The organism is Reyranella sp., from assembly GCF_965229815.1.
Classification (GTDB): domain Bacteria; phylum Pseudomonadota; class Alphaproteobacteria; order Reyranellales; family Reyranellaceae; genus Reyranella.
Genome location: NZ_CBDDJN010000008.1, coordinates 171,049 through 183,982, shown reverse-complemented (window position 1 = coordinate 183,982; position 12,934 = coordinate 171,049). Strand labels below are relative to the sequence as shown.

The 12,934-nt window shown below is 67.4% G+C and carries 6 protein-coding genes; 4 read left to right on the top strand and 2 right to left on the bottom strand.

What is annotated here, in order from left to right; all coding sequences use genetic code 11:
* The first annotated feature begins 13 nt into the window (after positions 1-13).
* Positions 14-1,744: a hypothetical protein gene (locus tag ACO073_RS28440; RefSeq protein WP_422002544.1), complete on the top strand. Its 1,731-nt coding sequence runs from the start codon at positions 14-16 to the stop codon at positions 1,742-1,744.
* A gap of 9 nt (positions 1,745-1,753) precedes the next feature.
* On the opposite strand, the gene ACO073_RS28435 is transcribed toward ACO073_RS28440, so the two are convergent.
* Complete coding sequence (locus ACO073_RS28435; RefSeq protein ID WP_422003177.1) at positions 1,754-3,337, bottom strand: Gfo/Idh/MocA family protein; 1,584 nt, start codon at positions 3,335-3,337, stop codon at positions 1,754-1,756.
* Positions 3,338-3,474: 137 nt separating this feature from the next.
* Here ACO073_RS28435 and ACO073_RS28430 point away from each other — a divergent pair, with 137 nt between their 5' ends.
* The 3 genes from ACO073_RS28430 to asnB are packed head-to-tail and all read left to right on the top strand — an operon-like array spanning position 3,475 to position 10,894.
* A complete protein-coding gene (locus ACO073_RS28430) occupies positions 3,475-6,189 on the top strand; it encodes a tetratricopeptide repeat protein (protein WP_422002543.1) in 2,715 nt (904 codons plus the stop codon).
* Positions 6,186-8,942, top strand: a complete 2,757-nt coding sequence (locus tag ACO073_RS28425; RefSeq protein ID WP_422002541.1) for a methyltransferase domain-containing protein — start codon at positions 6,186-6,188, stop codon at positions 8,940-8,942. The genes ACO073_RS28430 and ACO073_RS28425 overlap by 4 nt, the downstream gene beginning before the upstream one ends.
* A 5-nt stretch (positions 8,943-8,947) precedes the next feature.
* The gene (gene asnB, locus ACO073_RS28420) at positions 8,948-10,894 is read left to right on the top strand and encodes an asparagine synthase (glutamine-hydrolyzing) (protein ID WP_422002540.1); all 1,947 of its coding nucleotides are present in this window, start codon (positions 8,948-8,950) and stop codon (positions 10,892-10,894) included.
* A 23-nt stretch (positions 10,895-10,917) separates the two neighbouring features.
* On the opposite strand, the gene ACO073_RS28415 is transcribed toward asnB, so the two are convergent.
* The gene (locus tag ACO073_RS28415) at positions 10,918-12,933 is read right to left on the bottom strand and encodes a hypothetical protein (protein ID WP_422002538.1); all 2,016 of its coding nucleotides are present in this window, start codon (positions 12,931-12,933) and stop codon (positions 10,918-10,920) included.
* Between the last annotated feature and the right edge of the window lies 1 nt (position 12,934).

The window sequence follows — 12,934 nt, the reverse complement described above, 5'->3', positions numbered from 1 at the left end:
GCGGGGAAACAGCATGACTATCGCGCGCACGCTGCAAACACTGCAGCAGATGCTCGATGCGGGGCGAGCCGACGAAGCTGCAGCGACGATTGGGGCCGCGCACGCCGAGTTGGCCAAAGATCCGCGGGCACTCTTGCCGTTGCTCGACGGTCTCGATCGTCAACGCAACGCGGTGGCGCTTCAGTCGCTGGTCGCCAAGATTCAAGAGCTCAACCTCTTGCCACTGGAATCGTCGATATTTGAGTTGAGACTGAAATTTCGTGCCGGAGATTATGCCGCGGCACTGCAAGTGGTCGAGAGGGTTTTGTCGTACGGCAACGACCACATCGAAGCGCTGCGCACCGGAGCCCGGATCGGCAACCTGAGGCGCGACCAGAATCTCGCCTTGAGCTACTGGGAACGGCTGGCACGTGTCGCGCCCGGCGACACAGAAGCTCCACTCCAGGTTGCGCGCATCCACCTGCATCGCAAGGCATACGCGGAAGCATTGAGATGGGCGGCGAAGGCAGCCGAGCAACGGCCCAATATTGCTGAACCGCTGCAGATTGCCGTCAGCGCCGGATTGGCATCGGGTTGGCCCGAGACATGCGACGAGTTCGTTGTCCGGCTGTTCGCGGCCGACCAGCCTCGTGCCCTCAAGGTGCTGGCACGGTTGATGCAGAATCTGGACTGCGAACGGGTGGCCAGGATCATCCCGCTGTTGCAAGCGAGGTTCCCAGGCAGCCCCCCGCTGACCGAGTTCGTGAACAAGGCCGCCTCGGGGTGGCTAGTCGCTGCGCTGGAAAAGGAACTCGCTTCGCGGGATCTCGAGGCCGCTTCGTTCTACAGGGCGGCACGAATCATCCAGCCCGGCGATGCCACACTCGCTCGTGCTCTGGATCGTCTCAGCCTTCCCAGCCTGACCGCCATGCATGAGGCCTTCAGGAGCCGCGACTTCGCGAACGCGATCGAACATGGCCGGATGGCTGCGCGCATCAATCCCGGGTGCGCCGAGGCCTGGCAGACCGTCGGTCGGTCCGAATTCGCGCGGGGTGCCATCGCCGAGGCGGTGGACGCCTTCCGGCGATACACCGAGCTCAATGAACAGGATGCCGGCGGCTGGCTGGCGTATGGCCTTGCCCTGAATCAGGGCGGCGACCGGTGCGCGGCCCTGGCCGTGTTCCGGAAGGCCCAGGAGTTGGGCGACGCTGCGACCAGGAGGGAAGTGGACGCGTCTATTTCCGCCCTCCATTCGCCCCTGGTGCAGGATGCGAGGAGCGCCGCCGCTGCCGGCGACATCGACGAAGCCTGGCGATTCTCCCAGGCAGCCCTGTCAATTCGGCCGAGCGATGCGACCGTCCAGCAGCTCCAGCGCGACCTCCTGCATCAACAACGAGAGCAGATCCGAAGGGCCTGGAACGCCGCTTCCGATGCAGCCAAGGACCTGAGCCGCCGCTACCTCGAGAAGGTGCCCGGCGACACTTATGCGGCGACCGTGCTGGGGCGCACGCTGATGCGGATGCGGGCCTATCCCGAGGCCCTTCCGGTGTGGGAAGGCCTCAGCGGCCGCAATCCCGAAGACAGTCACAGTCATCTGCAGGTCGCGCGCTGCTGCCGCTCGCTGAGGATCAGGGACCGCGGCCTCGCTGCCGCCGAGGCCGCGTTGCGCCTCGATCCGAAGCTTCAGGAAGCCGCCGCCCTCGCCGACTTCTTCAGGGGCCTGCCCGACCCTGCCGCCCGCGGCATGGCTGCGGCCGCAGACTGATCGCGCCGGTCAGGAGACGAGAGCGAAATCGCTGGCTTCAAGGCGGACGACCTTCTCTCCCGTCCGGGCGCGCTCGGCTGCCAGCGCGAAGACCAGACCGCGCAACGCTTCCTCGACGGAGACGATCGGCGCCGGTGACCGGCCGACGCAGGCGTTCAGGAATTCGAGCATGGTCACGCGGTCTCCACCGCCATGCGAACCGTGGCTGCGGCCATCCGCGGTCCAGACGAAACCCGGCTGCGCACGATCGGTGTAGGTGACCGTGAACGTCCCATCCTCGAAAACGCCGTCGAGGCGCGCTCTGTCGCCGATCAGCGTGATCCGGCGCTCGGTGCGAACCGGTCCCTGCACGCAGAGGTGAAAGGTCCCGCGCACGCCGGTATCGAGGACGAACGAAACCACCTGGTTGTCGACAATGTCCTTATCGGTATGGAAGACGCACCGATCCAGCCCGTAGGCCGACGGGTCCGCCACTTCCTCCGGGGTTCGCCGCTCATGCAGCCCGGTATCGACATACGGACAAGCGGTCCGCCGGTCGCATTGCGAGCAGAACGGGGCCGGCGGAGGCTCGGCAAACGTGTCGGTGCCGCCGAAGCTGCTCACGGCCTCGGGCCGTCCGTCGAGCAGCCAGCAGACGATATCGAGATCGTGGCAGCCCTTGTGCACCATCAGGCCACCCGACTGCGCACTCGATGCATGCCATCGTCGCATGAAGCTGGCCCCGTGGCGGACGTCGAGCTGCTCGAACAGGGTGGCGAGGCGGACGGGTCCGAGCAGGCCCTTGCGGACGGTCTCGCGGATCGCGGCATAGAACGGTGCCTGACGCAGCACATAGCCCAGTTGCAGCACGCGGCCGCTCCGCCCCCAGGCCGCGAGGATGGCCGCGGCATCCGCCGCCGTCGTCGCCAGCGGCTTCTCGAGAAAGACGTGCTTGCCTGCCGCGAACGCGGGTTCCGCGATGGCGCGATGGAGATGATCGGGAACGGTGACGAAGACGATGTCGACCGTCTCGTCGGCAAGAGGCACCGCCATGTCCGTCGTGCCGCGGGCACCGTGACCACAGAGCGTCAGCGCTTCCCTCACGCGCTGGGCCGACCGGTCCATGACCCAGGCGATCTCGACACCGGGATAGCTCCTCGCGAGCTGCATCAGGCCGAGGCCGCGGTTGCCGAGGCCAAAGAAGGCGCAGCGCAGCGGGCGTTGGGGTCGCGTCCATTCGGGCTGGACATGGTCGGGGGCGGCCCCGACCGGTCCCGGAGCCGCTGCTGGGGGGGCCAGCACGGCCGTGTAGGATCGACCGTTGGTGTTCGGATCGCTGCCATCGCTCGTCGAGAAGTAGAGGACCTCCGTCCAGAAGGAGTGAGCGCCCCTGCCGGTGCGACGGATCGATTCGTGGCCGGCATGCGAGGGGCCCAGTGCCTGGCCGTCCTCGAAGAGGCGCAACCGGGACCGGTGCGGCTCGGCATTCGTGTCCGTCAGCGGATGCAGTGCCGCGGGCAGATCGGCGATCCAGCCGCTCGTCCCCTCCGGACGAAAAGGCGGGGCCAGGGGAAAAACACCATCCGTCCCTGTGTCGTCTTTGTCTGCCAGCATCGGCGGCACTGTGCGGGGTCGCGTCGCGGCCAGCAATCCCCCTCGGACCTGGAACCGGATCGTCCGATCCGCCGGCAATTGACGGCGAGGATGGGGGTGCCTACTCACCCCGGAACGTGCCACCATTTGCGTGCTGAATGGGCCTTCGCGTCGTCCTAGATCCGCGGGAATGGCCGGTCCTCCTGGCCGAGCGCCATGAGCGGGCCGGGCGTCCCGGCGCTGCCGAGCGGATTTATCGCCGGCTGCTGTCGCGGCAGCCGCGGCGTCCGTCAGCCCTGATCGGCCTCGGTCGGCTGCTGCTGCGCGAGCGGCGGTTCGAGGAAGCGGTCGTCGTCTGGCGGCGCATGGTCGACCTGTCGCCCCAACGCGTCGGCCCGGTCTTTCAGCTCGCCCGCGCGCTCCATCGCAGCGGCAAGATCGAGGCAGCCGTCGACCAGTATGTCGAGGTCCTGCGGATCGACCCCGGGCACGAGAAGGCGGCGGAGGCCATCGCCGAGCTCGGTCGCCAGGACGCGGCCGATCTCGTGGCCATCCCCCGCACGGCCCTCGCACTGGCCCGGGAACACGAGAAAGCCAGCGACTGGGAGCGGGCGGAACGGGCCTATCGGACCATCCTCCAGGAGAACCCGCAGGATCGCGACGCTCTGCTTCGTTTGGCCCGGCTGCTGTCGCTCGACGCAAGCCGGCTCGAGCAGGCGCTCGACCTCTGGCGCGTCGTCGCCGAAGGCGACGAGCGCGCTCCTCATGCATTGGTCCAACGGGCGACGTTGCTGGAACGGGCTCGCCGTTTCGCCGAAGCGGAGGCCGAGTACCGCGCGGCGCTCGCCCGCGCGCCGCTGGATACGGCCGCCCTCATGGGCCTCGCCCGGCTGACGTTTGCCCAGGCCCGATGGAGCGTCGCCGCGGCGACGTTCGAGACCCTGCACAGGCTCAATCCCGGACGCCCCGATGTCCTTGTCGGCCTCGGCCGCAGCCAGCAGGCGCTCGATCGCATCGATGAGGCGCTCGCCTCCTATGGCAAGGTCCTGGCCCTCGAGCCGACCAATGCCAATGCGCTGCTCTACAGCGGCCGCCTGCTGCGGCAACTGGGCCGCACCCAGGAAGCCGTCCGCGCGTGGAGCATGGTCTGCAGCCTCACGCCGGGCAACGCCGACGCGTGGTACGAGCTGGTCTTCATGCTGGCGAGTGCCGAGCGTGATGCGGAGGCGCTGGCCGCCCTGGACGCCGCCGAGGCCGCCTTGCCGCCGGTCGCCGCGACCTGGGTGAAGCTCGGCCTCGCTGCGCAGGCGGCACAGTTCCACGATCGCGCCGTCGACTACTTCGAGCGGGCGATCGCCGCCGAACCCGAAGTGGCCGCGCATCATGCCCGGCTCGGCCAGCACTACTTCCGCCAGGGCATCATCGACGGCGCGTTCCACCACCTTCTGGCCGCCCGGGAGCTGAAGCCGTCCGACGTGGCGGTGGCCAAGCAGCTGGTCGATACGGTGCATGCCCTCAACCTGGTGGGCGTCGACCATGTCGACCTGGCCGCAGCCCCCCCGCGGGCCGGCGGCATCCTCGTCCCCGAGCGCCTGTTCGACCTGGTGCGCACGCTCGCCGACACGGCCATTGCGCCCTACGAACCGCTGCCGCGCCGCATCATCTCGGTCACATCGTCCCTGGCGCCCGGCGGCGCCGAGCGCCAGGTCGTGAACCTGTTGCGCGGCCTCAGCGACTCGACGCCACCGCTCGACCTCGGCCTGTTCTGCATCTCGCTGTCCCGGCGGACGCAGCGCGACTTCTTCCTGCCGCTGCTGACCGAGAAGTCGGTGGCGGTGGTGACGCCGCCGGACAACGCGCTCGAATCGTGCCTGGTTCTGCCGGAGTTCGCGCCCCATGCGCACCTGATCCGGTCGTTTCCGCCGGACATGGCCGGCTTGATCGCCTTCTGGATGAGGGAGTTTCGCCGGCGCCGGCCCCAGGTGGTCCATGCCTGGCAGGACGCCACGAACCTGACGGTTGTGGTCGCCGCGCTGCTGGCCGGCGTCCCGCGAATCGTCCTCGGCACCCGCAGCGTCCGTCCGGACAACCCGCGCCGCCGCCTCAAGCGCTTCATGCAGGAAGGCTACAGGGCCGTGCTCGGCCATCCCGCCGTGGTCCTGTGCAACAACAGCCGGGCCGGCGCGGCCGACTATGCCGACTGGCTGGGCATCGACCCTGCCGCGATCGAGGTCGTCTACAACGGCATCGACTTCGACCAGCTCGCCCGCAGCGTCGATCCGCAGCGCCAGCGCACCGTGCGCGCAAGCCTGGGCATCGCCGGCGACGCGCCGGTCATCGGCAGCGCCTTTCGCATGAGCGAGGAGAAAAGGCCGCTCCTGTGGGTCGAGACCGCAGCCTCCATTCAACGGCTGCAGCCAAGGGCGCATTTCATCGTCTATGGCGATGGGCCGATGCGGGCGGACATGCAGGACCATGCGGCTCGTCTCGGCATCGCCGACCGCCTGCATCTGCCGGGGCGGCGGGACGAGATCGGCTCCTGCTACAAGGCCATGGATGTGGTCCTGCTGACGTCGCGGCATGAAGGTCTTCCGAACGTCCTGCTGGAGGCGCAGTCGCTAGGCGTGCCGGTGGTCGCGCCCGACGTCGGCGGCGTTGCCGAGACCATCGCGGACGGCGTCACGGGCTGGGCTGTGCGCAGCGCCGAGCCCCAAAGGCTCGCCGAGGCCCTGGCCGGGCACGTCGATCGCTGCCTGACCGAGCCCGGCTGGATGAGCCGGGCCCGCGAGCAGGCGCCGTCCTTCGTGCGCGGGCGCTTCGGCATGGAGGCCATGGTGCGGCGGACCCTCGAAGTCTACGGAATCGCCCCATGACGATCGATGCCCTGGCTGACATCCTGAAGAAGCGAGGCTGCACGTCGGTGTGCTATTTCCACGCCGATCATTTCGAGCCGTGGTCGAGCAGCATCGACGAGCAAAGCGCTCGGGCGGTCGATCGCATGGCCGCAGCGGCGCGGTCGTCGCGGTATACGCGGCGGCTCAGTCTCTTCTACAACGTCTTCGTCCCCTATCGGCTCAAGGGCGAGGGCCCCCTACCGCGCGGCGACCACTGTGTGGAAAACGACCAGGTGGTCTTCTTCGCACGGTCGTCGGAGCAAGAGAGACTGGCCGCACGGGCGATCCGCCCGTTGCTGGCGGACGGCCACGAAATCCACCTGCATGTCCATCACGAGTTCTGGACGCGAAACGATTCCCGCTTCGACCACCCGGTCTCGCGCTGGGTGAACGCTTCGAGCACGGACGACATGGATGCCCGTCGCCTGGACCTGCACATCCGGCTGTGCAAGGAGGCCATCGCGCGCGAGACCGGCCAACCCTTCGAGCGGTGGGCATTCATTCACGGCAACTGGGCGCTGAACGCATCCGATCCGCTCATCTGCCACGTGACCGGCGAGATGGCCTTGCTCGCGCGCCACGGAGGGTACGGCGATTTCTCCTTCCCGGCGGGACGCGGCTATTGCGATCCGAAGCTGGAAGCGCCTTTCACCTGCCGGCCGATCGACCTTGCCCGCGCCTACGACGACGATCGGTCGGATCCTCGACCGGTCGCGCCCGGCAGCGGGGTCATGCGGCCCGATCGATTCTTCATCTGGAACTCCCCGATCAAGGCCGTTCATTCCTCGCTGGACTACCATTCGGGCGCGAACCGGGACTTCCTGAACGATGCGGAACGGGTCGTGGCGACGTGGCTCGCAAAGTCCGTTGTCCTGGGAGAGACGCTCTTCATCAAGACGCACGCCCACTCGATGAGGGCGGACTACCACTTCCCGGAACCAGGCCCGGGAATTCCGCACGGCCGTCCCGAGATCGCCGCCATATTCGACGCCCTGGCGCGAGTCTGCGACCGCGCCGGGATCGACCTGCGCTTCCAGACCGTCAACGAGGTGGTCAGCAGCCTCGCTCAACTGGACGGTGGATCGGGCATGCGTACCGTTGCGACGGCGGCAACGCCTTCCGCCAAGACAGTCGCCGCGGTCGCGGAGCCGATGGTGCCGGAACTGCCCCCGACCACGTCCTACGAGATGGCGGCCGAACTCACGGCGCTCCACCGATCCTGGATCGACGGTGACGGCGCCCGCTTCCCGCCGGACGAGCTCTATCTCGCCAAGCTTGCGGGCGGGCGGGCGCTCGAAGCCTACGAGATCGCGCTGGCCGCAGCGATCGTCGAGCGCTATCCCGCGACGGCCACCCGGATCGTGGAGATCGGCACGGGATGGGGCGGATTTGCCATCCTGATGGCGCGCCTCGGCTTCGACGTGCTGGGTTTCGAGGGCAATGCCCGGCGCCATGCCGCCTGCCAGTGGCATTTCGACGACCAGGTCGGGCGCTTCCCTGTCCTGCAGGATCGCTTGCTGCTCGCGCCCGAGGGGCTTTTTCCGCTCGCCTTCCTCGACGACATGCTCGCCGCGGACAAGATCAACCTCTGCATCGCGACCAACATCACGAGCTCCTACAGCGCCGAGAACGAGTCGGCGATCACCGACGCCGCGGCCGCCTGTGACGAGCTCATCCTCGATCTGGCCCGCTTCGGCAAAAGCCGCGACAGCCAGCCTGAACGCGACGAGCTCTTCGAGACCCTGCGAACGACCAGCTTCAGACCGGTCGAACGGCTCTACGCCGACGATCCCTACGACTATTGGCGCTTTCGAAGCCGGCGTATCGGACGCCACAATGTCGTCACGGCGCCGGCCGAGTCGCGCACCGCGAGCCAGCCGCAGGCTCCCGGCCGTCGCCTCGGCTCGCCCAGCCGTCGAGACCGGCTCTTCCGGATGGCGGGGGATCAACAGCTCACGCAATGCCCCGTCTGCCACTCGGCGCATGTCGAGCCCCTGTGGCGCATGCCGGCCACCACCCTGCCGGAACCCATCCAGGTGTTCGGCGGCTATTTCGACCAGATTCCCACTCTGCAGGTGCCCGGCATCCTGTACGGTTTCGATATCTGCAACGACTGCGAGACCATCTTCCTCAATCCGGTGCCCAGTCAGCAGAAGAGCGGCTATCGAGCGACCGACCACTACATCCGCAAGATGCGGACAGCCTCCGAGTGGAAGGGCTACGAGGACGCGTACGAGCGCTTCGCCCGCTGGATCCCGGCCGACGCGACCGTGATGGTCGATGCCGCATGCGGTGTCGGGCAGTATCTCGAGGTGGCGCGGCGACGCAAGACGCACCGGTGGCAGCGCCTGGTCGGTCTCGAGCTGGCCGAGAAGTATGTCGCCCACATGCGCGAGCAGGGCTTCGAGGCGCATGTCTTCGACATCGACAATGACGACCTGCTTTCCGTCGTCGACGCCGACAGCGTCGACTTCATCGCCTTCTGCGAGGCCTTCGAGCATGTCGAGCGGCCGCTGGACGCCCTGCGCAAGCTGCTGACCGCGCTCCGTCCCGGCGGGCGCCTCTTCTTCACGGCTCAACGCTATGGCACGGATGTCCAGGCGGCGGTGCGTCCCGGCGAACCGATCTACATCGGACCGCGGGTCGTCCAGGATCTTCCCCGTCAGCTGAAGTGCCGGATCGTCGAAACGACGACCAGCCGCATGCGCTACTATATCGTGCTGGAGAAATAGATCGGATGTGCGGACTGGCTGCGGCCCTGCTGACACACGCCGGCGCGGTGCCGGAGCGCGAGCTGCGCCGTCGCGGCCTCGCCATGGCAACCTCCCTGCGACATCGCGGTCCCGACGGCGAAGGCGTCTGGATCGACCAGGACGTGATGCTGGCGCACAGGCGTCTCGCCATCATCGACACCTCGGCGGCGGCCGACCAGCCGATGCACGACGATGGCGGCACGGTTCATGTCGTCTTCAACGGCGCCATCTACAATTTCAGGGAACTGCGCGACGAGCTGATCGCCGCCGGCCATCGCTTCCGCAGCACCGGCGACACCGAGGTCATCGTCAACGGCTTCCGCCAATGGGACACCGGCCTCTTCTCCCGGCTGGTCGGCATGTTCGCCATCGTCATTTGGGATTCCCGCACCCGGCGCCTGGTCGCTGCCCGCGACCGCTTCGGCGAGAAGCCGCTGCACTACATGGAACGGCCGGACGCCATCCTCTTCGGATCGGAGATAAAGGCGCTCCTGACCTGGCCCGGCGTGCCGCGCCGGCCCAATCCGCAGGCCCTGCACGAGTTCCTCACCTTCAGCTACGTCATCGGCTCGGAAACGGCCTTCGCCGGGATCCGGCGGCTGCCACCGGCCCATCTGATGATCTGCGAGCGCGGCAAGCCGCCCGTGCTGGAGCGATACTGGCAGCTCCCGCCTGCCGGCGAGAAACCGGTGCAGGGCAGCGTCGCCGATCTGAAACGCGAGTTGATCGACCGCATCCGGGCAGCCGTGACCCTGTGCCGGGTGGCGGACGTGCCCCTGGGCGCCTTCCTGTCCGGCGGCGTCGATTCGAGCGCCGTGGTGGCGATGATGGCACCGACCCACCAGGGTCCCATCGAGACCTTCTCGTCCGGATTCGGTTTCGGCGACTACGATGAGACCCGCTACGCCACGATGGTCGCGGAGCGCTACGGCACCAACCATCACGTCTTCACCTACGGCAAGGAGATCGTGGGCAGCGTGCGCGATCTCGCCTGGCACTACGACGAACCGTTCGCAGACTCTTCCGCGCTGGTGACCTACGCCTTGTCGCGCGAAACCCGGCAGGCGGTGACCGTAGCGCTGACCGGCGACGGCGCCGACGAGACCCTGCTCGGCTACCAGCGCTATTTCCGCTTCGGCGCGACCATGTCCCGGAACGCCGGAGGCCGGCAGTTGCCGGACCTCTATGCGCCGAGCGGCCTGGATGCCCATCGGCGTGCCGCCGGCGACGCCTACGGCTACCTGATGGAGACGTTCCGCGAGCGGCAGAAACTCGCCGGCTACGATCTCGCGCTCCTGCCCTGCCTCGATCGCTGCGCCTATGACAGCCTGGCCGAGTGCGTCGTCGACGGGCTGACACCGGAGGAGCAGGCCGGGCGAATCGACCTTGCAACCTATCTGCCGTGCGATCTCCTCACCAAGGTCGACGTGGCGGCCATGGCGCATGGCCTGGAAACCCGCGCCCCGTTCCTCAACCACACCCTCGTCGAATGGGTCTCGCGCATTCCCGGCGACCGCAAGGTCTGGGACAACGAAGGAAAGGCCCTGCTGAAGTCGGCGCTCGAGCCCTTCGTGCCGCGTGAATGCATGTACCGCCCCAAGGTCGGCTTCCGCGTGCCCGTCGCCAAGATGATGCGCGAGGAGCTGCGCGAGGCGACCGAGGCGGTCCTGCAGAGTCCGCGCTTCGCCGACCGCCGCCTCGTGCGCCGGGAGTTCGTGCAGCAGATGCTGGCCGAGCACCGGACGCAGCGCCAGGAGCACGGCACGCGGCTATGGGCGCTGCTGATGCTCGAAACGTGGTTCAGGACCTGGATCGACTCGGACGGCAGCCGGCCGGTGAGCGGCGACGACGATCCGTTCGCCGAGTTCGCCGCGGGAGGCTTTCCCTCTCGCTCCGGCGCCGCCGACATGCGCGTCGCCGATGGGACCTGAATGCCCGCTGAGCGCCGCCCTGCCTACATCAGATGGTCGCGGAGGGCATAGGTGATCATGACGCCGACGAACCACGCCAAGGCGGCGGCAAGGACCACCGCGGCGATGGCCCGCGTCCGGTCGGGATAGACCGACTTCTGGGGCAGGGTCGGCGCCACGAACAGCGCGAGGTACGACTGCTGGTTCTGGGCCGTCAGGTAGGCCTGGGTGCGAAGCGCCAGCGCTTCCGTGTACTGCTTCTCGGCCGACAGGCGATCGAGCTCGAGCGACTGATGCCGAGCCAGGGCTTCTGCGCTCACGGCCTTCACGGTCGACGACCCGAGAGGATCGTCCTTCTTGATCTGCGCCTCGAGCGCGACCATTTTCGATTGCAGGCCCTTCAGCAGCGGCGAGTTCGGCGTCGCCGACTTGATGGCGGCATATTGGGTCTGCAGGCCGGCGAGTTCCTTGCGCTGGTCGTCGATGATGGCAGCGCCTGCCTGCGCCGTCTGGTCGGGATTGACCAGTCCGCTCTGTTGCCGGAATTCGCGCAAGGCTTCCCGCGCCGTCGCGAGTTGTTCCTGGGCCCGGGCAACGCTTTCATCGGCGATCCGAACGAAGTCCTGCTGGGCCTTGGCGTTCAGCCGGCGGAACATCTCGTCCGACGTCGTGACCAGGGTCTTTGCCAGATTCAGAGAATCCTGCGGCGTGAACGCCCGCACCGATACGGTGATGTTCCCCGAGATCAGGTCGAACTGGGCCGACACCATCTTCGCCCAGTAGGCCTTCAGTTCTTCCGCGCTAGGATCGGCCGGCAGTCGCGACCCGAAGTCGATCCACGGCCGTGAAAACATCGCCTGAAGATTGACGTCCCGCTCGACGTCGGTGATCGCCTGGGCGCTGTTCAGGTAGTCGGTGACGACGAAGGAATCGGGCGACATGGCGGTCGCCCCCATCATCGCTGCCCCCGACCGTCCGGTCATGGCCTGGGAAGGTCCCCGGACCGCGAACTGAAACGACGTGACATACTGGTTGGACGCGACATAACCATAGTAGATGACCGCCAGCAGGGCCGGTATCCCGATCACGATGAGAGCCGAGAGCCCGAGCAACCCGCCAAAGCGCCGGCGCTTCGCCTGACGCGGCATCCGCGGAAGGAACATGGTGGAGACGCGCGGCGGGTCGAGCTCGCCGTCATGGACGGTCAACTCGCCCGTCGGCCGCGTCTGAAGGGCGGTGCGGGCCGGGGTCGAGGGCAGCTCGGGAGCGCGTTGCTCCACCAAAGCCCTCTCCGCCGCGACCGGCTTCTCCATGCTGCCTTCGCTTGTCGGGGCTTCGGCGATTTCCGTCGGCACATAATGCCGATCGGCAGGGGGACTGCATTCGAAGAGCTGGTAAAATCCCTGCGCCTCGAGATCGATGATCTCCGAAGTTGGCAAGAGGCCGTACGAACGGAACTCCTCGACCAGCTTCTCGCGTTCGAGGGGAGTGTTGCGCTTGGTGCAGAATCGCTGAAGATCCAGCAGGACATACCGGTACTGCGCCAGGCCCCGGCACAGGCGGACATACTCCACGCTTGTCTGCGATGCAACGAAGTCCGTCAGGATCGCCATCGAGTGCGAAACATCGAGGTCGTTCACCGCGTCCGGGAAAGGAGCGCCGAGCAGCCGGCAATTGCTCTCGATATGGGGCAGGTCGGCGCTGAGTTCGCGCAGGATGGCCGTGGCCGTCAGGTGCCTGCGCTCATCGCGTTCGATGCCGACCGAGGCGAAACCATCGTGCGCGAGCATCAGGGGCAGCGTACCCAGGCCCGACCCGATCTCGTGATAAGACCTCAGGAACGAATAGCGAGTCCTCACCAGGTCCAAGATCGCGCGCTCACCCACCGGAATGGGAAACCCGCTCGCGAGCTGCAGATTGTAGTGCTCGTATGCGCCGGACCGATCGACGCCCAGCAACTTGATGCGCTCGCCCAGCACCTGAATCGTCTTCTGCCGGATGACCTCCGGGGCGGCGGAAACTTCATCCCCGGTCTCGTCGCGCGCGGGTTCGATCGGCATC